We start from the raw sequence: 22,405 nt of genomic DNA, 5'->3' as shown, positions 1-22,405 counted from the left end.
TCAAGGGCGATTACTGGAAGGGGAAGAAATTATGGGAAGATATGTCATTGCCTTAGATCAGGGCACGACGAGTTCCAGGTGCATCCTGTTTGATGAACAGGGGACCATCTGCAGTGTAGCACAGAAGGAGTTTACTCAGATTTTTCCAAAACCGGGCTGGGTGGAGCATGATCCCATGGAGATCTGGTCCTCACAGCTTTCCGTGACCATGGAGGCCATGGGGAAAATCGGGGCGCATTACAGCGATATTGCTGCTATTGGAATTACAAACCAGAGGGAAACCACCATTATCTGGGACAAGGAAACCGGGGAGCCGGTTTATAATGCCATCGTATGGCAGTGCCGCAGGACCGCAGACCGGATTGAAAAGCTGAAGGAGGATGGACTGGAGGACCGGATCATCGAAAGGACCGGTCTCATCCCGGATGCTTACTTTTCGGGAAGCAAGATCGAGTGGATCTTAGACCATGCGGAAGGCGCGAGAGAACGGGCGGAACGGGGGGACTTACTGTTCGGAACGGTGGACACATGGCTCATCTGGAACCTGACAAAAGGCTGTATTCACGTGACGGATTATACCAATGCGTCCAGAACCATGCTCTTTGATATTCATAAAAAATGCTGGGATGAGGACATTTTAAACTATTTCCGAATACCCAGATGCATGCTTCCTGATGTGAAACCGTCAAGCTGTATCTACGGCTATACATCTTCTGATGTAATGGGCGGGAAGATCCCCATTGCAGGGGCGGCAGGAGACCAGCAGGCGGCACTGTTCGGCCAGTGCTGCTTTGAAGCAGGAGAGGTGAAGAACACCTATGGAACCGGCTGCTTTCTCCTTATGAACACCGGAGATAAGGCGGTGAAGTCGGAGCATGGGCTTTTGACCACCATAGCGGCCGGCGACCAGGAGAACATACAGTATGCCCTGGAAGGAAGCGTATTTGTGGCAGGCGCTGCCGTGCAGTGGCTCCGGGATGAAATGCGCATGGTGCGGTCCGCTCCTCAGACGGAGGAATACTGTGCCGCGGCAGAAGATACAGGCGGCGTCTATATGGTTCCGGCCTTTGCAGGGCTGGGCGCGCCTTATTGGGACCAGTATGCGAGGGGAACCATTGTCGGGGTAACAAGGGGAACCAGTAAGGAGCAGTTTATCCGCGCTGCGGTGGAGTCCATGGCTTATCAGGTCTATGACCTGATCGAAGCCATGGGGCAGGACTCCGGCATTCATTTAAAACAGCTAAAGGTGGACGGAGGCGCCTGCGCCAACAACTTCCTCATGCAGTTCCAGTCCGATGTCTTAAATGCCCGGATCGTGAGGCCGGAATGCATAGAGACGACCGCTCTGGGCGCTGCATATCTGGCAGGACTTGCAGTGGGGTATTGGAGGAATAAGGATGAGATAAAGAAAAACTGGAAGGTGTCCAGAGCATTTGAAAGCCAGATGGAGGAGGACAGCCGGAAAAAGCTCATCCAAGGCTGGAAGAAGGCAGTGAAATGTGCCCTCTGCTGGTCAGAAGACGCCGGGCTTTAAAAACCGGCAGAAAAATCTTGACAATCACACAGGAACTGTGCTAGCATGAAATCAGTTAAATAGAAAACCTTTGAGAAAAAGAGTAAGGGTAATATTGCGGAGGAATCCGTATATTTCCCTTACTCTTTTTTCTGTTATTTTAAAGGTAACCATGACGGATATGGAGGAGAAAAATATGATGGAAATGAATTACGATGCAGCGGTCATCGGCGGCGGCGTAATCGGCTGTGCAATTGCAAGGGAGCTGTCGCGCTATGATCTTAACATCTGTGTCATTGAGCGGGAGGAGGATGTCTGTTCCGGTACATCAAAGTCCAACAGCGCCATTGTCCATGCGGGCCATGACGCGGTGCCTGGATCTTTAAAAGCGAAATTTAATGTAGAAGGCAACCGTATGATGGAAGAACTGGCGGAAGAACTTGATTTTTCATTTATTCGAAACGGATCTCTGATCCTTTGTTTTTCAGAGGAAGATATTCCCGCTTTAAAGGCGCTCTATGAAAGAGGAGTGAAAAACGGCGTCCCCGGCTTATCCATTCTCTCCGGAGATGAAGTGAGGACCATGGAACCGAATGTGACCGAAGCGGCAATAGCGGCTCTTTATGCGCCGACCGGCGGTATTGTATGTCCGTTCGGACTGACCATTGCGCTGGCGGAAAATGCCTGTGACAATGGCGTGGACTTCCTATTTAATTCCGAAGTAAAAGAGATTTTAAAGGTTCAAAGCGGATATGATTTAAGGCTGGAAGACCGTATGATCCATGCGGCATATGTGATCAATGCGGCGGGTGTTTATGCGGATGGATTCCATAACATGGTAAGCGAAAAGAAGCTGCACATCACAGCAAGAAAAGGGGATTATTTACTGCTTGATAAAGAAGCGGGAGCCCACGTGGCCCATACCATTTTCCAGCTTCCCGGCAAGATGGGAAAAGGTGTCCTGGTAACTCCTACGGTACACGGTAACTTATTAACCGGTCCCACGGCAACCGACGTGAAGGACAAAGAGGAGACCAGGACAACGGCAGGGGAACTGTCGGACATCATGGAGAAGGCTGCCTGGGGAGTAAAGAACATCCCGTTCCGCCAGGTTATCACTTCCTTTTCCGGTCTTCGTTCCCATGAGGATGGCGATGACTTTATTGTGGGAGAGGTCTCGGATGCGGAGGGATTCTTTGATGCGGCCGGTATTGAATCTCCGGGACTTACAAGCGCGCCTGCCATTGGGGTATATGTTGCCGGTCTGGTTGCCAAAAAGGCCCATGCCAAAAGGAAGGATCATTTTACCGGAACCCGTAAGGGAATTGTAGATCCGCGGAAACTGAACCTTAGGGAGCGGGCAGAGCTCATTGAGAAGAATCCTCAGTACGGCACCATAATCTGCCGCTGTGAGGAAGTCAGCGAAGGAGAAATCGTAGATGCCATCACCCGTACCCTGGGAGCAGTTTCCTTAGACGGAATCAAGCGCCGCGTGCGCGCCGGCATGGGCCGGTGCCAGGCAGGCTTCTGTACTCCAAGAACCATGGAGATCCTGGCGAGGGAGACGAACAGGAAGATGGAAGATATCTGTAAGAACAGGGCCGGTTCCAATCTGCTGGCCGGTCATAAATAGGGAGGTGGGCGACATGACAGAGCATGATATTGTAATAATCGGCGGAGGACCGGCAGGTCTCGCTGCAGCAGTGGCGGCCAGAGAAGCCGGCATAACGGACATAATGATTCTGGAAAGAGAGGCTTCCCTGGGCGGGATCTTAAATCAGTGCATTCACAATGGTTTTGGCCTGCATACGTTTAAAGAGGAGTTAACAGGGCCGGAATACGCGGCCCGTTACATCGGGATGGCAGAAGAGAGGAAGATCCCGTATCTATTAAACACCATGGTCCTTGATATCAGTAAGAACAAAGAAGTGACGGTCATAAACCGGGAGGACGGCTTAACAGTTATAAAGGCCAGATCCATCATTCTGGCCATGGGCTGCAGGGAACGTCCCCGGGGAGCCCTTAACATACCCGGCTTCCGTCCGGCAGGAATCTATTCTGCAGGGACTGCCCAGAGATTCATGAATATCGAAGGATTCCACGTAGGAAAAGAAGTGGTGATCTTAGGTTCCGGCGACATCGGACTTATCATGGCCAGACGATTGACTCTGGAAGGTTCCGAAGTGAAGGTGGTTGCAGAGCTGATGCCTTATTCCGGCGGTTTAAAGAGAAATATCGTACAATGCCTGGATGATTACGGAATTCCGTTAAAGCTCAGCCACACGGTAGTGGACATTGAAGGAAAGGAGCGGATAACCGGAATCACGCTGGCTCAGGTTGACGAAAACCGGAGGCCCATAAAAGGCACAGAGGAACATTACAGCTGCGATACCCTTCTTCTTTCCGTGGGCCTGATCCCGGAAAATGAACTGTCAAAAGGTGCAGGCGTTGTCATGGACCAGATCACCTCAGGACCTGTGGTAGGCGACCGGCTGGAAACCAGTACAGAAGGTATATTTGCCTGCGGCAACGTGCTTCACGTTCACGATCTGGTTGATTATGTATCCGAGGAGGCTGCCCTGGCCGGTGCCAATGCCGCCGCCTATGTGAAGGCGGACACAGAGAAAAAGACAGCTCATACCGTGGAATTAAAGGCCGAAAACGGAATCCGCTATACGGTTCCCCAGACGCTTGATGTGGAGAACATGCAGGATAAGGTGACGGTGCGTTTCCGTGTGGCAGACGTATACAGGGACCGGTACATCAGTGTTTATTATGATAATGTACGGATATCCCGCAAAAAGAAAAAAGTGCTGGCGCCCGGGGAGATGGAGCAGGTGGTCTTAAAGAAAGACAGCTTTAAGGAATATCCGGATCTGAAAAGAATCGTTGTCTGTACGGAGGTGGAATAACATGGAAGTAAAAGAATTGACCTGCATCTGCTGTCCCCTGGGCTGTCCGTTAACGGTGCGCCTGAATGGAGACCGGATCGAAGTGACCGGAAATTCCTGCGGCCGTGGTGCCGAATATGGGAAAAAAGAGGTCTTAAACCCTACCAGGGTGGTAACTTCTTCCGTCCATGTAACCGGCGGTGACATGGAAATGGTGTCGGTAAAAACCAAGCAGGATATACCGAAGAACAGGATTTTCGCCTGCATGGAGGAAATCCGGAAAGCAAGGGTTTCTGCTCCGGTATCCATTGGAGATGTCATTATCCCCGACTGCGCAGGAACCGGTGTACCCGTCGTTGCAACCAGGAATATAAAAAAAGTATAGAATTGTTATGGAAGAACAGCCTCGTAATTGCCGAAAGCCGTCCGGATTACTGCCGGGCGGGCTGCGGCTGCACGAGGCTGTTTGGCATAAAATGAAGGGGAACGTGTGGAATATTTCAAAAGGAAATGTTATACTTTAGAAAAGATCAGGAGCCATTTATAAAGAAAAGAGGGATAGCCATGAAAGTTTTTGCTCACAGAGGTTACAGCGGAAAGTATCCGGAAAATACCATGCTTGCTTTTAAGAAAGCAGCTGAGACAGGCTGTGACGGGATCGAACTTGATGTACAGCTTACAAAGGATGGAACCGTGGTGGTGATCCACGATGAAAGGATTGACCGCACCACGGATGGAACCGGATTTGTAAAGGATTTTACCTATGAGGAGCTGAAGACTTATCACGCAGGAGCAATCTGCGGTGATAAGGTTGAAAGAAAAACATCTTTCAACCTTGAGTTTGTGAATCAACTGGATATGCAAGCATATCCGCTTGATTCATTAGTATACAAATATGGTTTTCAGCCGATTCCTGCTTTTGAGGAATACTGCATCTGGGCCAGGGATCAGGAACTTATTACAAACGTGGAAATCAAGACAGGTGTATATTATTATGAAGGCCTGGAAGAAAAGACCCTGGAGCTGGTCCGTAAATACGGGCTTGAGAAAAAGGTTATTTTTTCTTCCTTTAATCATGTATCCCTGATCCGTCTAAAGGAACTGGCGCCTGAAATGGAGTGCGGCGCGCTGCTTGACCACAGAGGGCTTGGAAATGCCGGATATTACTGTGACCGGTATCATTTCGAATGCTATCATCCGGGCGTAGAAGGGCTTACAAAAGAGCATGTGGCAAATTGCAGGGAATACGGGATCAAAGTGAATGTATGGACGGTCAATGACATGCCTGCTTTGGAACGGATTTATGAATGGGGCTGCGAAGGAGTCATCACCAACTTCCCGGAAGACTGCATGCGTTGGATTGAAGGCAAAAACGCTTTACTTTCATAAGAAAATGAAGAAAGGGAAAAAATTGCCTTGACGGTGGGTAAAAGGCTTGATAAAGTAGAACGAGATCCATATTTTGTGGGGGCGGAGGAATATTAATGAAGGCGATTGAACTACTGGAGGCATCACCGGTGATTGCAGCGGTTAAGGATGAGAATGGATTGAAGCGATGCTTTGAATCAGAATGCCAGGTAGTATTTATCCTGTATGGCAATATCTGTAATATCGGCAGTATTGTACGTCAGATAAAGGAACATGGGAAATATGCCATCGTTCATGCGGATCTGGCTCAGGGCTTGAGCTCCAGGGAAATCGTTGTGGACTTTATGAAACAGAACACTTATGCGGATGGGATTATCAGCACAAAGCCTCTTCTTGTGAAAAGAGCGGTTGAATTGGGGTTATTTGGGGTGCAGAGGACCTTTATTATTGATTCCCTTGCCATGAGTACGACAAAAAAACAGATTGACACGTTTCATCCGGATCTGGTTGAGATCATGCCGGGGGTCATGCCCAAGGTATTGAAGGAGATTCGGGCTTATACGGATATTCCCATTATTGCAGGCGGACTGATATCAGACAAAAAGGATATCATGGCAGCCTTTTCCGCAGGTGCGGATGCAATCTCTACCACGAAGGAAGAGTTATGGTTCATGTAAAAGGAGGATGCTATGAAATTAGTAACATACGAGGTTGACCGGAGAAAAGATATTGGGGTAGTGAGCAGAGACGAGACATGGGTCTTTCCTCTCAGGGCATTTGGTATGGAATATAAGGAGATGCTGGAGGTTGTAAAGGGCTTAAGCCATTCAGAGCTTGATTTACTGGAACATGCTTCCGGTCTGGATCCTTATAACAGCAACGTTGTGGGAGCTGCTATGATGTCGGAGGTAAAGCTTCTGGCACCGGTCCCGGTACCGGAACAGGATATTATCTGTCTGGGGCTTAATTACATGGAACATGCCGCCGAGTCCGCCCGTTTTAAAAAAGAGGAATTTGACGGAAAGCGTCCCAATGCGGTCTATTTCTCCAAAAGAGTGAACCAGGCAGTGGATCCGTACGGAGAGATACTAAGCCACAGTGATATGGTGGACAGTCTGGATTATGAGGCGGAGCTGGCGGTTGTCATCGGAAAGGACGCCAAAGATGTGGCACCGGAACATGTAAAGGATTATATTTTCGGTTATACCATCATCAATGATGTCAGTGCACGGAATGTACAGAATGCGCATAAGCAGTGGTATTTTGGAAAGAGCCTTGATGGATTTACGCCTATGGGGCCCTGCATCCTTACCGCCAATGCCGTTTCCTATCCGCCGGAGCTCTCCATCCAGTCCAGGGTGAATGGAGAACTGAGACAGGACAGCAATACCCGTTTGATGATATTTAACATTGACCATATCGTCAGCGAGCTGTCAACGGGTATGACGCTCCGGGCAGGAACCATTATTTCCACCGGGACTCCAAAAGGGGTAGGAATGGGCTTTGAGCCGCCGAAGTTCCTGGCCGCCGGAGATGAGGTGGAATGCCGGATCGAGGGGATCGGGACCATTAAGAATAAGGTTGTGTAATATAAAAAAGAGCGGGCGTTCACAAGGTGGAAGCTCTCAGTGATTATTAAAAGTTTTTACAGACACCGCCTATCCTGTTGGCTGACAGGGTAGGTATATTTTTGTTTTCGCTTATTGTGCCTATCTATGCAGGTTAGCAATGCGGTACGTTCCTGATTGCACTGCTAACTTACATAGGAAAAAAATAGCCTACCCTGCAGCAACAGGATAGGCGGTGTCCATTAAGACATTTTGCTTTAACTGGAAGCTTCCACCTTGTGTGGCGGTTGCTCTTTTGTAATTCTAATATATCATATCTTGAATAACGTTTCAATGGTTTATCTTTAATTATTAAAATTATCAATATCCCATTCCAGTGAAACTATAACTTTAAGCAGACAACACAAAGAGAATTCCACAGGTTATCCATAACATTTTTCCAGACTTTCAACGGGTTGATTACGTAAACTGGTATGTATTTTACAGATTTCCTGTCTGTATCATACGCGTTATTTAAGCCCCGCCGATGATATAATATATTATCTGAAAGGCACAGACAGAATAAACAAGCTTGTAGGAGGATGTATTGATGTATATATTAGTAATTAACTGTGGAAGTTCTTCGTTAAAGTACCAGTTGATTCATTCTGATTCGGAAGAAGTTCTTGCAAAGGGTATCTGTGAAAGAATCGGTATTGACGGAAGCAAGATCACCTACCAGCCGGGCAGCGGTGAGAAAGAGGTGGCATTTTTCCCGATGCCTACGCATACACAGGCGATCCGGAAGGTTCTGGATGCCCTGACCAATGAGAATACCGGTGTTATCAAGAGCCTTGATGAAGTTGGTGCGGTAGGGCACAGGGTGGCTCACGGCGGCGAGACATTTACCGCATCTACCCTGATCACAGAGGAAGCCATCAAGGCCATTGAGGATTGCAGCGACCTGGCACCTCTTCACAATCCGGCCAATCTGATCGGCATTCGCGCATGCCGGGAACTTATGCCCGGTACTCCAATGGTAGCTGTGTTTGATACGGCATTTCACCAGACCATGCCGGATAAATCCTATCTGTACGGGCTTCCATATGAATACTATGAGAAATATAAAGTGAGAAGATATGGCTTCCATGGAACCAGCCACAGCTATGTGTCAAAAAGGGCTGCGGAATTTTTAGGAAAGCCATATGATTCCTTAAAGACCATCGTATGCCATCTGGGCAACGGCTCCAGTATCTCCGCTGTCCTGAATGGGAAGTCTGTTGATACAAGTATGGGCCTTACTCCGCTGGAAGGGCTGATCATGGGTACCAGGAGCGGAGATGTGGACCCCGGCGTTATGCAGTTTTTAATGCACAAGGAAAACATGAATATCGATGAAATGCTTGATGTGCTGAATAAAAAATCCGGTGTACTAGGCATGTCCGGTGTGTCCAGTGACTTTCGTGATCTGGAGAATGCAGCCGGCAACGGCAATAAGATGGCAGCAACGGCTCTGGATTCATTTACGTACCGCGTCGCTAAGTATATAGGCGCTTACACAGCAGCCATGGGCGGTGTGGATGCGATCGTCTTTACTGCCGGTGTTGGCGAGAATGACAAGGTGACAAGAAAAAAAGTCTGCGATCATGTTTCCTTTTTAGGCATCGGGATCGATGATGAGGCCAATGCAAAGTGCGGGCAGGAGGTCCTTATATCAACCCCTGATTCAAGGGTTGCTGTTCTTGTTATTCCTACCAATGAAGAACTGGCCATTGCAAGGGAAACACTTGCCATGGTGTAATACATACCGAAAATTTTAAATACTGCTGTGCGGGTGATTTTGCAACCGGTACGGCAGTTTTTTATGTTTTAAATTTACCCTTTTTCTGTGTGAATATGATAAGGGTAATGGATATGGATAATGTTAAAATTTACTTTGCAGAGCATAAGAAGAAGGGGGGACAGATATACGGGGGTTGCCGGAAGGCAGATTTAAATTAGAAAAAGGAGAATTCTACATATGAATATTTTTGCTTTCATTGCATCATTTGGAGGGGGAGTCATAGGAGCTTATATGGGAGCACTTCCCGCATTTATCATGACCGGGGCAATTGCCATTGCAGGGGCGGTGGCTTCTATGGCAGGGGGAGCGGACATGACGGTGGGTTTTGTGGCCTTTGGCTCTTACCTTGGTCCTCATATCGCATTTGCTGGAGGCGTGGCTGCCGCCGCATATGCAGGTAAGACAAAAAAACTGGGAAGCGGTACTGATATTTTATCTTCCCTGTACGGTTTATCAGATCCCATGACATTGCTTGTGGGCGGTATTTTCGGAGTCATCGGATTCCTGATCCATCACCTGACAGGTGCTGTCCTCCATTTAAATACGGATATTCCCGGCTTTACTGTTATTATTTCAGCGATTATCGTACGTTTTGTATTTGGTACCGGCGGACTTGTAGGGAAGGCTGAGCCAGGCGGGATCAGAGAATACTTCACTGCCGGTAAAGGTCTTGTGTGTAATGTCCTCCTTGGATTGGGAGTGGGAACGGCGGCTGGTTTTGTGTATCAGGTGCTCGTTGACAGCGGCGCGTCCGCGGCTGTAACAGGCAGTTATCCTGTTCTTTGTTTTGGGATCGCGGCCTTTTCCCTGATATTTACACAGACAGGCTTTGCAATGCCGGCCACCCATCACATTGCCCTCATTTCTGCTTTGGCAGCAGTCTCTTCCGGCAATCCTGTCATGGGCGTTATCTTTGGTATTTTGACTTCATTATTTGGTGATTTTATAGGCAAAACTTTTAACAGCTGCTGTGATACTCACATTGATCCGCCCGCATTTACGATCTTTGTTTTCACTTTTATTGTTAACATTCTGTATGGCAGCGGTTTCTTCCGCGCATAAACGATGAACGAGGTTAAAAGTAAATCAACCAGGAGGCAGCTGATCCGTTCAGCTGCCTCCTGGTTGATTTGTGTGTTCATTTTATAGGGTGGACGCATGTCTGGCCACAGCCATGTCCTGTTCCACGGTACCGCCAGAAACGCCCAGGGCCCCGATGCAGCGTCCGTTCCGTATAATGGGGATTCCTCCGCCAAAGATACAGAACCTGCCGGGATGGGTCTGCTGAAGGCCGTAAAGGGGCTCTCCGGGAAGAATGCTTTTGGCGGCTTCCTCCGTAGGAGAGCGGAGAGCGGCGGCGGTGTAAGCCTTGGAGCAGGCAATGGATATGCCGGCCAGGAGAGAGTCATCCATACGGTGCATGGCAACTAAGTTTCCGCCGTCATCTACCACGGCAATGACCATGGGAACATGGATCGATTCCGCCATTTCCTCCCCTTTCCGGATCATCAGTAAGGCATCTTTTAAGGACAGCCGCTCATACTTTAATGCCTCGGCCACGGCAGCGGCTATCTTCTGGGTCATGTGGGAATCACTCATACAGATCCCTCCTTTTTGTACTGAAATAGAAATCCCGTTCCTTTTAATTATAAAGAAAAAAGCGGACAGGTACAATGACTGCACGATCTAAAAAATGGAACAATCCAATACTGTTTCACTAAATGGGACAGGTCTGAAAAATGCAGAAAATCAGTTTGTGTATTACTGGAAACTGTCCATTGATTTTTATAATATAAAAAATGAAGGCAGAAAGGCGGCAGAAGGGAGATATCCTGCCGCGGGAAAGAGAAAAGGAGGTATTAGATGAAGAGAGTGTTGATGCTGGCCGGTGATTATACGGAAGACTATGAGGTTATGGTTCCATACCAGGCACTTTTGATGGCTGGCCTTAAGGTGGATGTGGCGTGTCCGGGAAAGTCGGAAGGGGACTTCATAAGAACTGCAATCCATGATTTCGAGGGGGATCAGACATATTCAGAGAAGCCTGGACACAATTTTGTTTTGAATGCATCGTTCCAGTACTTAAAGCTGGAGCAATACGACGGCCTGTTTCTCACAGGCGGCCGGGCGCCTGAATATCTGAGGCTGGATCCCAGAGTTCTTGATATGGTGCGGTATTTTATGGAACTTAAGAAGCCTGTTGCGGCGATCTGCCATGGAGTGCAGCTTCTGACGGCTGCAGGTGTGCTGGACGGGAAAGAGGTGACGGCATACCCCACTGTCAAACCGGAGGTGCTGGCAGCAGGCGGCAGTTATATTGAAAAAGAATCTCATGAGGCAATGATATATGAGAATCTGGTAACATCACCTGCCTGGCCGGGCAATGCTGAGATATTAAAGGGGTTCTTAAAATTGCTGGGCGTGAAAATTATCTGACCCTGTAAGAAGTCTGGATTGTATATTTTTTATGTTTTAATATTGTTCCATCTTTTCCGGTCAGATGGGATATGATGAGGAACAGAGGTGTCTGCATGGGAAATGCAGCGTGTGGAGTCCTTAAAAAGAATGAAGTTAAAAAACCATATAAATGTAAAGGAGGATATTTTATGATTGCAAAAGGGTTTACGGAACCGACCGAAAGAGTGAAAAGGCTTAAGAAAGCGATCGTGGATGCGGTCCCATATGTAGAATCCGAGAGAGCGGTTCTGGTAACAGAGTCCTACAAAGAGACAGAGGGTCTGTCACCGATTATGAGACGGGCCAAAGCAGCTGAGAAGATATTCAACAATCTTCCGGTCACCATCCATGATGACGAGCTGATTGTCGGTGCAATCACAAAGAATCTGCGTTCTACCGAAATCTGTCCGGAATTTTCTTATGAATGGGTGGAAAAGGAATTTGAGACGATGGGCACCAGAATGGCGGATCCCTTCCAGATTCCAAAGAATACGGCTGCAGAACTGGCGGAAGCTTTTAAGTATTGGGAAGGAAAGACCACAAGTGCTCTGGCTGATTCCTATATGTCCCAGGAAACAAAGGACTGTATCGCAAATGGCGTATTTACCGTAGGAAACTATTTCTACGGCGGCGTAGGCCATGTATGCGTTGATTACGGCAAAGTGCTGGAGATTGGATTTACCGGAATCATCAGGCAGGTAATTGAGGCTATGGAGAAGCTGGATACCAGCGATCCTGAATATATCAAAAAGAAAAACTTCTACGAGGCAGTTGTTATTACATATACCGCAGCCATTCATTTTGCACACCGGTATGCGGCAAAGGCAAGGGAAATGGCAGCAGCATGCACGGATCCGGTAAGAAAGGCGGAACTGCTTCAGATTGCAGCCAACTGTGACAGGGTTCCCGAGCGGGGAGCGGCCAACTTTTATGAAGCATGCCAGGCGTTCTGGTTTGTACAGATCCTCCTTCAGATCGAGGCCAACGGACACTCCATTTCTCCGGGCCGCTTTGACCAGTATATGTATCCGTATCTGGCGGCGGATAAGGGGATTTCCAAAGAATCTGCACAGGAACTGGTTGACTGCATCTGGGTGAAATTAAATGATGTGAACAAGACCCGTGATGAGGTTTCCGCACAGGCATTTGCAGGATATGCGGTATTCCAGAACCTGATCGTCGGCGGACAGACGGAAGACGGCTTAGATGCGACCAATGACGTATCCTATATGTGTATGGAGGCAGTCGCTCATGTAAAACTGCCTGCACCCTCCTTCTCCATCCGTGTTCACCAGAATACTCCTGATGAATTCCTGTACAGGGCCTGCGAGATCACGCGCCTTGGACTTGGCGTTCCTGCCATGTACAATGATGAGGTGATCATCCCGGCGCTCTGCAACAGAGGCGTTTCCCTGGCAGATGCGAGAAGCTACTGCATCATCGGATGTGTGGAACCCCAGTGTCCGCATAAGACTGAGGGCTGGCATGATGCGGCATTCTTCAACATCGCAAAAGTTTTAGAGATCACCCTTAACAATGGTAAGGCCGGGAACAAGCAGTTAGGTCCTGTAACCGGTGATATCACCTCCTTCACCAGCCTGGAAGATATTTTTACAGCTTATAAAAAGCAGATGGAATACTTCGTATATCACTTGGCCGAAGCCGATAACTGCGTTGACTTTGCACATGCGGAGAGGGCGCCCCTTCCATTCCTGTCGGCGTTAGTAGATGATTGTATCGGAAGAGGAAAGAGCGTTCAGGAAGGCGGTGCCATCTATAACTTTACAGGTCCTCAGGCCTTTGGCGTAGCTGACTCCGGAGACTCCTTATGCGCGATTAAGAAGCATGTGTTTGAAAGTAAGGAAATTACCATGGCCCAGTTAAAGGATGCGCTGGATCATAATTTCGGTTATTCATGCGAAGCTTCCGCACCTTTAAGCGAGTGCTCTGACGAAACGAAAATCTATGAGGCTGTGAAACGGATTCTCAGCAATAATGGCTCCATTAATTTAGCAGACTTACAGGTCCAGTTAAGCAGCCCGGCAGGACAGACCTCCGGCTGCGGCAAGGAAGACTATGCCCATATTAAGAGAGTTATGGAAAATACCCCATGGTTCGGCAATGATGAAGACGAAGTGGATATGATCGCAAGGCGCTGCGGACAGATATACTCCTATGAGGTGGAAAAATATAAGAACCCACGCGGCGGACAGTTCCAGGCCGGATGCTATCCTGTTTCTGCAAATGTATTGTTCGGAAAGGATGTAGCTGCGCTTCCGGATGGAAGACTGGCTAAGACACCACTGGCTGACGGCGTATCCCCAAGACAGGGCAAGGATACCAACGGGCCGACGGCAGCAGCCATGTCCGTAGCAAAGCTGGATCATGCAAATTATTCCAACGGTACCCTTTACAATCAGAAGTTCCTTCCTTCCGCACTTGCAGGAGACGAAGGCCTGATGCGTTTTGCATCCATTGTCCGTTCCTATTTTGACCATAAGGGAATGCATGTGCAGTTTAACGTAATTGACAGGGATACACTTCTTGCAGCCCAGGCTGATCCGGACCAGTATAAGGATCTTGTGGTCCGCGTTGCAGGATACAGCGCACAGTTTACCGTACTGGCAAAAGAAGTTCAGGACGATATCATCAGCCGTACGGAGCAGACCTTTTAGTCAGGCTCCGGCATAAAACAGGGAAGGGAGCCGGCATGGATTCAATCAATTATAATTTAACGGGAGCCGTTTTTGATATTCAAAGGTTTTCCCTGCATGATGGACCGGGAATCCGTACAATCGTATTTTTGAAGGGCTGCCCTCTTTCCTGCCGGTGGTGCAGCAATCCGGAATCTCAAAGCGCAAAACCTGCCATTTTGTATAAAAAAAATGACTGCCTCCACTGCGGACGTTGTACAACCGCATGCAAACGGGGGGCGATCGGCCCTGAACATAAGAACTGGGTGGACAGGGAACGATGCAGCGGATGCGGTGAATGCGTAAATGCATGTCCGGCAGGAGCCCTGGTCTTAAAAGGGAAAACGATGACAGTCCAGCAGGTGATTCGGGAGCTGAAAAAGGATGCTACGACCTACCGCCGTTCCGGAGGGGGCATCACATTATCCGGCGGAGAGCCGCTGGTCCAGTATGAATTCGCTTCCGAGCTTCTTAAGGCGTGCAAGGGGCAGGGCTGGAACACTGCCATAGAAACCACAGGCATTGGAACCGCCGAAGCAATTGAAACGGTTATTCCCTATGTTGACACGGTACTTCTGGATATCAAGCATATGGACGGAGAACAGCATAGGAAGTTTACGGGAGCCACCAATGAAATGGCTTTAAAAAATGCCCTCCGCATCAGCCGGATATCGAGGACCGTGATCCGTGTTCCGGTTATCCCGGGCTTTAATTACTCGACAGAGGCAGTTAAGGCGATCGCGGAATATGCAAAAACTCTGACAGGGATAAGAACCATACATCTGCTGGCGTATCATTCTTTCGGCGAAAACAAATATAGCCTGTTGGGGAAGGATTATTCAATGAATCATGTGAAACCGCTGAATCCCGAAGATTTGGAGGAATGCAAATCCGTGGTTGAGGGTTATGGTTTCCAGTGTGTAATTGGCGGTTAGAGACAATTTGAGAATGGAGGAAGAATCATGGATCAACAGTTAATTGAAAAGGTAATGAAACAGGTTTCTGATGAGCTGGGAATCAAGCAGGCTGATGTTAAGGCTGAATCCGGCAAAGCAGATAACTTAGGCGGCAGTATCGGGCTGACCGAATTTGTAGGAACTGCGATCGGTGATACCATTGGGTTGGTTATTGCAAGCGTGGATCCGATGTTAGCTGACGTAATGAAGTTAGGCAAATACCGTTCCATCGGTATCGTGGGCGGCAGAGTCGGTGCAGGCCCCCAGATATGGGCGGTTGATGAGGCCGTAAAGGCAACGAATACGGAGATCATTTCCGTAGAGCTTCCAAGAGATACCAAGGGCGGAGCAGGACACGGAAGCCTGATCTATATTGGCGCTGACGATGTATCTGACGCAAGAAGGGCGGTTGAGATCGCACTCCAGGTACTGCCGAAATATTTCGGTGATGTATATGGGAATGAAGCCGGACACTTGGAGTTCCAGTACACCGCAAGGGCGAGCTACTGTCTGGAGAAAGCCCTTAAAGCTCCTGCCGGCAGAGCCTTTGGCATGACATGTGCAGGCCCGGCGGCAATCGGGACTGTTCTGGCAGATATTGCGGTAAAGGCCGCTAACGTAGAGGTTGTGGGATACTGTTCTCCTGCTGACGGTACCAGCTATTCCAACGAGGTCATCCTTACGTTTACCGGCGATTCCGGCGCTGTAAGGCAGGCCGTAAAGGCTGCAATCGAAGCAGGAAAGAAAATGTTAGGTGCATTGGGAGAGGAACCTAAGCCTACGACAACTCCATATATCTGATAAGAAATACACAGGAAAATGGGATCCAATAAAGGAGGTTTTAATATGAATGCAGATGCATTAGGTATGGTTGAAACAAAGGGATTGATCGGCGCGATTGAAGCGGCAGATGCCATGGTTAAGGCGGCAAATGTTACATTAGTAGGATATGAGAAGATAGGCTCCGGGCTTGTTACCGTTATGGTTAGAGGAGATGTAGGGGCCGTGAAGGCAGCTACGGATGCCGGTGCAGCCTCTGCGGCGGCAGTTGGCGAGGTTGTATCCACCCATGTGATTCCACGTCCTCATACGGATGTTGAAAAGATTCTCCCAGCCCTTGAAACGAGGTGAAAGGCTTGGGAATCAGCGAAGAACAGTTAAAAGAACTGGTACTGCGCATACTGAAGGAGCTGGAAAAAAAAGAGGCGGATGGGAGGCAGGAGAACAGGCAGAAGCTGTACATGGTCTGTTCGGTCTCCTGGGATGAAGCATATGAGGATTTTCTTAAGGAAATGGAGCAGTCCGTAGAATACAGCATATATCCTGTGATTCCTGCTTCGTGGCAGGAACAGGGATATGCAGCGGTATTGCAAAAATATAAGTCCTGCAGCGGAATTGTTTACCGCTCCTTAGAGAAACCGGAAGATCTGGAAACGGCAGTTACCGTATTCCCGGCAGTACCGAGGGATATGCTTGTAAAAGCTGCACTCTGCATCAGCGATACTTATGAAACCTCATGGATTTCAGACTGTATAGAGATGGGAAGCCGGATCGTGTTTCTTCGTTCTGGCCTTAAAAGGTTCTCCGGCAGGGAGCAGCCTGCCTATACGAAGCAGATCATGGCCTATTACAGGCAGGTTCTGGAATATGGCATTGAAATCTGCGGCATGAGAGAATTATCAGGCAGGGAACCATACAGGCCGGCGCCCCAGACCGGAAACCCGGAAAATATCCCACAGCTTCCTTTAAAAACGGAACATGGAAAAAAGCGGGTTATAACAGCATCGAATGTTGACAAATTCGCATCGGACGGGGTCCTTTCCCTGCAGCAGGGCGATATTGTCACAGATATGGCAAAAGACAGGGCGAAGCTCTTGAATATTGTACTTAAGGAAACTTGATAGCGAGGTGATAGGATGAAACAGGCATTGGGATTGGTTGAAATCCAGGGATTGTCGACTGCAGTCGTGGTCGCAGATACCATGGCGAAGGCAGCTGATATCCGGATCCTGGAGATTGAGAACTCAAAAGGTCTTGGATATATGACCATCAAGATTGCCGGGGACGTTGGAGCTGTGAACGCGGCTGTGAATGCAGGACGGCAGGTCGGGATCACGAACCGGAAGCTGGTTTCCAGCAAAGTCATTCCGAGGCCTTCTGATTATGTGGAACATACATTTTGTGATCCAAAACCGCTTAAGACGGCCGCTCCATCGGAGCAGAAACAGCCGGAGATGCCGGCAAAAGCGGAGAAAGAGCCGGAAAAAAAGGAACAGGAACCGGCCGGGACCCCGGCAGCAACAAAGAAGACCGATACGGCAAAACATAAAAAGTAGCGGACACATAAAAGCGCCATATAAATGAAACAGCCTGGTCTTCCATGAAAGGAATGGGAACAGTATGAGATTGGCTAAGATTATAGGTACGGTTGTGGCTACCAGAAAGGATGAATCTCTGGTCGGCTACAAGCTGATGATCATCAGAAGGATTGACGGAGATGGTAATTTCATTGATTCAGAGGAAGTGGCTGTGGATTACGTAGGAGCCGGAATCGGTGAAACGGTCCTTATTGGCCAGGGCTCTTCTGTCCGCGTAGGTAAAACGAAACGGGAGGCTGTCATTGATATGGCGATTATCGGAATCGTCGATACAATGGATCGCTGACAGCCGGTTATTGATCGTTAATTTTAGAGGAAAGGAGGGAATGTATGACATGAAAAGCAGCATTTATACCAATGTTACAGATGCTGTATCAGCAGCAAAGGGAGCTTACTTAAGGTATGCGGAGCTGACCTTAAATGAACGGCAGGAGATACTGGAAGGGGTAAAGGCAGCGCTCCGTCCCATTATCAATGAACTTGCAGCCATGACAGTGGAGGAGACCGGCATGGGCAATGTAAAGGATAAGGCCGGTAAAATAAGCCTTGCTATTGAAAAAACCCCCGGTGTGGAGGACTTAATTACAGAAGTCAATACAGGAGATCATGGCATGACGCTGTATGAGCTGTCTTCCTTTGGAATTGTCTGCGCGGTCCATCCCTGTACGAATCCCTGTGCAGCATTGATCAACAATACCATAGGCATGCTGGCTGCCGGAAATGCGGTCATTCATTGCCCGCATCCGAGAGCAGTCAGGGTCTCACAATTCCTGACTAATGTAATCAGCGATGCCATCCGGGATGTCTGCGGCATTCATAATCTTGTTGTAACCCTGCATGAAAGCCTGATGGGATCCACCACAGAGATTATGAGCCATCCGGACGTGGACTTAGTGGTCTGCACCGGAGGCAGCAATTCCCTGCGGCAGGCCATGACATCCGGAAAAAAGGTAATCGGAGCCGGGCCTGCCAATCCGGTTGCGATTGTGGACGATACTGCGGATTTAAAAAAAGCTGCAAGAGATATTGTACAGGGGGCCTCCTTTGACAATAATCTCATGTGCACATCGGAAAAATGCATGGTCGTGGTGGAAGGTGCGGCAGACCGTTTTATCCTTGAACTGCTGAAAAACGGTGTACATTATGTAAAAGATGAAGCGGATATCAAAAAGCTTCTTGATGCGGCGGTAACAGAAGATTTTACCATAAATAAGAGGCTGGAAGGCAGGAATGCCAATGCGATTCTCGAATATGCGGGTATCCCATGCGCCAGCCCGGTAAAGCTGATCGTTGCGGAGACGGAACGGATTCATCCCTTTGCTACGCTGGAGCTTTTGATGCCCCTTGTACCCCTGGTTAAGGCCGCAGATTTCGATGAGGCACTGGAGATCGCACTGGAGGTTGAACAGGGATACAAGCATACGGCTGCCATTCACTCCGAATCCATCGAGCATTTAAACAGGGCTGCAAAGAAAATGCAGACCTCCGTATTCGTAAAGAACGGGCCGTCTTTATTGGGAATCGGTTTTGATAAAGAAGGCCATACCAGTTTTACAATTGCCACAGCAACGGGAGAGGGAACTACGTCGGCGAGACATTTTACAAGGAGAAGAAGGTGTACGCTGACCAGTGGCTTTACGCTCCGTTAATTGTTAAGAAAGCAGGTTGATGGAATATGGAAGGACACGATGACAGAACATACTTTGTGACTTCAGAATCCGTGACAGAAGGCCATCCTGACAAGGTATGCGACCAGATTGCAGATGGAATTCTGGATGCTTATCTTGAAAAGGATCCAAAATCCCGGGTTGCGGTCGAGGCCATGGCATCTGCCAATACCCTGATGCTTGCAGGAGAGGTCACCTCCAAAGCCCAGGTGGATGTTGTGGCGAAGGCAAGGGAAATTATCAGGAAGATCGGTTACGTGGAATGCGGAAAAGGATTTGACGCCGATACGTGCATGATCTTCACCAATATCCATAACCAGTCCCAGGACATTTCCATGGGGGTGACGAAAAGCGGCCATGGAGAGAAGGAAGTTCTGGGAGGGGGCGACCAGGGGATCATGTATGGATACGCCGTAGATGAGACAGAAAGCCTGATGCCGCTTCCCTGCCATATGGCAAACCGTCTTGCAGAACGGCTGGCTTACGTAAGAAAAGTCCAAAACGTGGATTTTCTGTATCCTGACGGGAAAACCCAGGTTACGATGAAGTATAACGGGGCAGGCGAGCCTGTCTGCATTCACAGCATTGTCGTTTCCGCCCAGCACAGGGAAGAAATCCCCCATAATGTGTTAGAGGCATTTATCCGGTGTACCGTCATTGATCCTGTCATAGATCCCAGATGGCTGACCCCGGACACAAGGATCCACGTAAATCCCACAGGCAGATTTGTGACCGGAGGTCCGGCAGGCGATGTAGGGGTCACCGGAAGAAAGATCATGGCAGATACCTATGGTACCATTGGAAAACATGGCGGCGGAGCTTTTTCAGGAAAGGACCCGACAAAGGTGGACCGTTCGGCCGCTTATATGGCCCGCTATGTGGCAAAAAATATTGTGGCGGCAGAGCTGGCAAGGCGGTGCGAGGTTTCACTGGCCTATGTGATCGGCGGGATCGAGCCTGAGGCCATTACAGTAAATACCTTTGGTACCGGAAGAATCCCGGACAGCCACATAGAAGCACTGATAAAAAATGTATTTTCCTTCCGGGTAGCCGATTATATCTCTGAATTAAATTTAAGAAGTCCCCAGTATCTCAAAACGGCGGCTTACGGGCACTTCGGCAGAACAAATCAGGGATTCCGGTGGGAAGAAACGGATAAGGCATGGATTTTAAAACAGTTGGCATTTTAACCTTATCAAGCAGCGAAGTGGATTGCGAATATCCGCTTTAACCAAAAACAGTTCAAACAATATGAAAATCAGGAGGAAAAACAGATGTCAAACGAAGCGTTAGGAATGGTTGAAACGAAAGGTCTGGTAGGAGCGATCGAAGCAGCAGATGCAATGACAAAGGCAGCAAACGTGGCATTGATCGGATATGAGAAAATTGGTTCCGGGCTGGTAACCGTTATGGTGCGCGGAGATGTGGGTGCGGTCAAGGCATCCGTTGATGCAGGGGCAGCTGCCGCAGCAAGCGTAGGCCAGGTAGTATCCCAGCATGTGATCCCAAGACCACATACGGATGTTGAGAAGATTTTACCGAAGTCATTATAATATGCCGGTATGAAGAATTCCAAAAGGGGATGAGAGTGATGGTGAATGAAGAACTGTTAAAACTGGTTACCCAAAGGGTAATGGAAAAAGTAAATGAATATAATGCATACAAAATCCCTATAGGAGTTTCAAACAGGCATGTCCATGTGACCCAGGAAGATTTGGAAACGCTGTACGGCAAAGGCTATCAGCTTACCAAGAAAAGCGATTTAAAACAGCCGGGCCAGTATGCCAGCAATGAGACCGTCATAATCCGGGGACCAAAGGGAGAGTTTGACAGGGTGCGGATACTGGGGCCGGTCAGGAAACAGAGCCAGATCGAGATTTCGAAGACAGACAGCTTCCGTCTCGGAATCAGGCCGCCGATCAGGGAATCCGGAGACTTGTCGGGAACTCCGGGCCTGGAGATGATCGGCCCAAAAGGAACCGTATTCCTCCCACAGGGGGCGATCATTGCCCTGCGTCATATTCATATGACGCCGCAGCAGGCGGATGCCATGGGAGTCAAGGATAAAGAAATCGTAGAGGTTGAAACCTTTGGGGAGAGACGCGGTATATTCGGTGATGTCCTCATAAGAGTATCGGATCAATTCTCCCTGGAAATGCATGTTGACGTGGATGAAGCCAATGCCTGTGCTCTGAGTAATAATGATTATGTGATGATCCGGCGTAAATAAAGCGGAAAAGAGGGGTTATATGCTCATAACCAATGAAGTGCTGTCTGATTTTGCAGAGCTGATAAGAGAGAAGAAATGCAGATCCTTTTCCGGGCCGTTAAAGACTGGCGTGGATCTGGGAACTGCCAATATCGTGATCGCTGTTACAGATGAAGACAACCATCCGGTTGCAGGTGCCACTGCAGTTTCGAAAGTGGTAAAGGACGGGATCGTCGTGGATTTCGTAGGGGCCATACAGACGGTCAGGCGTTTGAAGGCTCACTTGGAGGAAATGCTTGGAGTAACGCTGGAAACGGCTTCTACTGCGATTCCTCCCGGGATTATTGAGGGAAATGTGCGGTGCATTTCCAATGTGGTGGAAGGCGCCGGGTTTGAAGTCTTAAGTGTCATTGACGAGCCTACTGCGGCGGCCTCCGTATTGGGAATCACAGACGGTGCCGTTGTGGATGTAGGCGGCGGCACCACAGGCATCAGCATCCTGAAGGACGGAAATGTTATCTTTACCGCAGATGAACCTACAGGGGGCACTCATATGACCCTGGTCCTGGCCGGATATTATGGGATTTCCATAGAAGAGGCCGAGGAATTAAAGAAAGACAGGGATAAAGAAATCGATGTCTTTCCCATTATAAAGCCGGTGGTGCAGAAAATGGCTTCCATTGTAAAGCGGTACCTTGCAGATTATGATGTGGACCGGGTTTACGTGGTAGGCGGAGCCAGCTGCTTTAAAGAATTTGAAAGTACATTTGAAAAAGAACTGGGGATAACAACCGTCAAGACAAATGACGGGCTGCTCGTTACCCCGCTGGGCATCGCGTGGAATGCCACCGCAGATCCCATATAAAGGAAAGAAGGTTTGAAA

The 22,405-nt window shown here is 48.7% G+C and carries 23 protein-coding genes; 22 read left to right on the top strand and 1 reads right to left on the bottom strand.

The window, feature by feature from the left end; translation table 11 throughout:
- The first annotated feature begins 31 nt into the window (after positions 1-31).
- From glpK to BQ9856_RS20530, 9 genes are all read left to right on the top strand, one after another.
- Entirely contained in the window at positions 32-1,534 is a 1,503-nt protein-coding gene (glpK, locus tag BQ9856_RS20570) for a glycerol kinase GlpK (RefSeq protein WP_077612671.1), read from the top strand.
- A gap of 178 nt (positions 1,535-1,712) precedes the next feature.
- The gene (locus tag BQ9856_RS20565) at positions 1,713-3,146 is read left to right on the top strand and encodes an NAD(P)/FAD-dependent oxidoreductase (RefSeq protein WP_442855602.1); all 1,434 of its coding nucleotides are present in this window, start codon (positions 1,713-1,715) and stop codon (positions 3,144-3,146) included.
- 13 nt (positions 3,147-3,159) lie between these two features.
- A complete protein-coding gene (locus BQ9856_RS20560) occupies positions 3,160-4,425 on the top strand; it encodes an NAD(P)/FAD-dependent oxidoreductase (protein WP_077612670.1) in 1,266 nt (421 codons plus the stop codon).
- Position 4,426: 1 nt separating this feature from the next.
- Positions 4,427-4,789: a DUF1667 domain-containing protein gene (locus BQ9856_RS20555; RefSeq protein WP_077612669.1), complete on the top strand. Its 363-nt coding sequence runs from the start codon at positions 4,427-4,429 to the stop codon at positions 4,787-4,789.
- 179 nt (positions 4,790-4,968) lie between these two features.
- Positions 4,969-5,793 (top strand): glycerophosphodiester phosphodiesterase, encoded by an 825-nt coding sequence (locus tag BQ9856_RS20550; RefSeq protein WP_077612668.1) that lies wholly within the window; start codon positions 4,969-4,971, stop codon positions 5,791-5,793.
- Between the two features lie 95 nt (positions 5,794-5,888).
- Positions 5,889-6,449: a glycerol-3-phosphate responsive antiterminator gene (locus BQ9856_RS20545; protein WP_077612667.1), complete on the top strand. Its 561-nt coding sequence runs from the start codon at positions 5,889-5,891 to the stop codon at positions 6,447-6,449.
- Between the two features lie 12 nt (positions 6,450-6,461).
- Positions 6,462-7,361, top strand: a complete 900-nt coding sequence (locus BQ9856_RS20540) for a fumarylacetoacetate hydrolase family protein (RefSeq protein WP_077612666.1) — start codon at positions 6,462-6,464, stop codon at positions 7,359-7,361.
- A 568-nt stretch (positions 7,362-7,929) separates the two neighbouring features.
- Positions 7,930-9,120, top strand: coding sequence for an acetate/propionate family kinase (locus tag BQ9856_RS20535; protein WP_077612665.1), 1,191 nt, complete (start codon positions 7,930-7,932; stop codon positions 9,118-9,120).
- 219 nt (positions 9,121-9,339) lie between these two features.
- Complete coding sequence (locus tag BQ9856_RS20530; protein WP_235839273.1) at positions 9,340-10,224, top strand: hypothetical protein; 885 nt, start codon at positions 9,340-9,342, stop codon at positions 10,222-10,224.
- Between the two features lie 81 nt (positions 10,225-10,305).
- Here BQ9856_RS20530 and BQ9856_RS20525 read toward each other — a convergent pair whose 3' ends face one another.
- Complete coding sequence (locus BQ9856_RS20525; RefSeq protein ID WP_077612664.1) at positions 10,306-10,761, bottom strand: GlcG/HbpS family heme-binding protein; 456 nt, start codon at positions 10,759-10,761, stop codon at positions 10,306-10,308.
- A gap of 264 nt (positions 10,762-11,025) precedes the next feature.
- Here BQ9856_RS20525 and BQ9856_RS20520 point away from each other — a divergent pair, with 264 nt between their 5' ends.
- The 13 genes from BQ9856_RS20520 to eutJ all read left to right on the top strand — a co-directional run bounded on the left by BQ9856_RS20520 (position 11,026) and on the right by eutJ (position 22,387).
- Complete coding sequence (locus tag BQ9856_RS20520) at positions 11,026-11,598, top strand: DJ-1/PfpI family protein (RefSeq protein WP_077612663.1); 573 nt, start codon at positions 11,026-11,028, stop codon at positions 11,596-11,598.
- Between the two features lie 170 nt (positions 11,599-11,768).
- Positions 11,769-14,294 carry a glycyl radical protein gene (locus tag BQ9856_RS20515; RefSeq protein WP_077612662.1) on the top strand — a complete coding sequence of 842 codons (2,526 nt, stop codon included), beginning with the start codon at positions 11,769-11,771 and terminating at the stop codon, positions 14,292-14,294.
- A 35-nt stretch (positions 14,295-14,329) separates the two neighbouring features.
- Positions 14,330-15,247, top strand: a complete 918-nt coding sequence (locus BQ9856_RS20510; RefSeq protein ID WP_077612661.1) for a glycyl-radical enzyme activating protein — start codon at positions 14,330-14,332, stop codon at positions 15,245-15,247.
- A 27-nt stretch (positions 15,248-15,274) separates the two neighbouring features.
- Positions 15,275-16,069 carry a propanediol utilization microcompartment protein PduB gene (gene pduB / locus BQ9856_RS20505; protein ID WP_077612660.1) on the top strand — a complete coding sequence of 265 codons (795 nt, stop codon included), beginning with the start codon at positions 15,275-15,277 and terminating at the stop codon, positions 16,067-16,069.
- A 45-nt stretch (positions 16,070-16,114) separates the two neighbouring features.
- Positions 16,115-16,399, top strand: a complete 285-nt coding sequence (pduA, locus tag BQ9856_RS20500) for a propanediol utilization microcompartment protein PduA (RefSeq protein ID WP_077612659.1) — start codon at positions 16,115-16,117, stop codon at positions 16,397-16,399.
- 5 nt (positions 16,400-16,404) lie between these two features.
- Complete coding sequence (locus BQ9856_RS20495; RefSeq protein WP_077612658.1) at positions 16,405-17,169, top strand: hypothetical protein; 765 nt, start codon at positions 16,405-16,407, stop codon at positions 17,167-17,169.
- A 15-nt stretch (positions 17,170-17,184) separates the two neighbouring features.
- The gene (locus BQ9856_RS20490) at positions 17,185-17,604 is read left to right on the top strand and encodes a BMC domain-containing protein (protein ID WP_077612657.1); all 420 of its coding nucleotides are present in this window, start codon (positions 17,185-17,187) and stop codon (positions 17,602-17,604) included.
- 64 nt (positions 17,605-17,668) lie between these two features.
- Positions 17,669-17,932, top strand: a complete 264-nt coding sequence (locus BQ9856_RS20485) for a EutN/CcmL family microcompartment protein (protein ID WP_077612656.1) — start codon at positions 17,669-17,671, stop codon at positions 17,930-17,932.
- Between the two features lie 49 nt (positions 17,933-17,981).
- Positions 17,982-19,295: an aldehyde dehydrogenase family protein gene (locus tag BQ9856_RS20480; protein ID WP_077612655.1), complete on the top strand. Its 1,314-nt coding sequence runs from the start codon at positions 17,982-17,984 to the stop codon at positions 19,293-19,295.
- A 26-nt stretch (positions 19,296-19,321) separates the two neighbouring features.
- Positions 19,322-20,503, top strand: a complete 1,182-nt coding sequence (gene metK, locus BQ9856_RS20475; protein WP_077612654.1) for a methionine adenosyltransferase — start codon at positions 19,322-19,324, stop codon at positions 20,501-20,503.
- A gap of 84 nt (positions 20,504-20,587) precedes the next feature.
- Positions 20,588-20,866, top strand: a complete 279-nt coding sequence (locus BQ9856_RS20470; RefSeq protein ID WP_077612653.1) for a BMC domain-containing protein — start codon at positions 20,588-20,590, stop codon at positions 20,864-20,866.
- 38 nt (positions 20,867-20,904) lie between these two features.
- Entirely contained in the window at positions 20,905-21,543 is a 639-nt protein-coding gene (locus tag BQ9856_RS20465; protein WP_077612652.1) for a phosphate propanoyltransferase, read from the top strand.
- Positions 21,544-21,562: 19 nt separating this feature from the next.
- Complete coding sequence (gene eutJ / locus BQ9856_RS20460) at positions 21,563-22,387, top strand: ethanolamine utilization protein EutJ (RefSeq protein ID WP_077612651.1); 825 nt, start codon at positions 21,563-21,565, stop codon at positions 22,385-22,387.
- Positions 22,388-22,405 lie beyond the last annotated feature (18 nt).

This window comes from Clostridium sp. Marseille-P2415 (assembly GCF_900155545.1).
Taxonomy (GTDB): Bacteria; Bacillota; Clostridia; order Lachnospirales; family Lachnospiraceae; genus Lacrimispora.
This window is presented reverse-complemented; position numbering and strand designations above follow the sequence as displayed.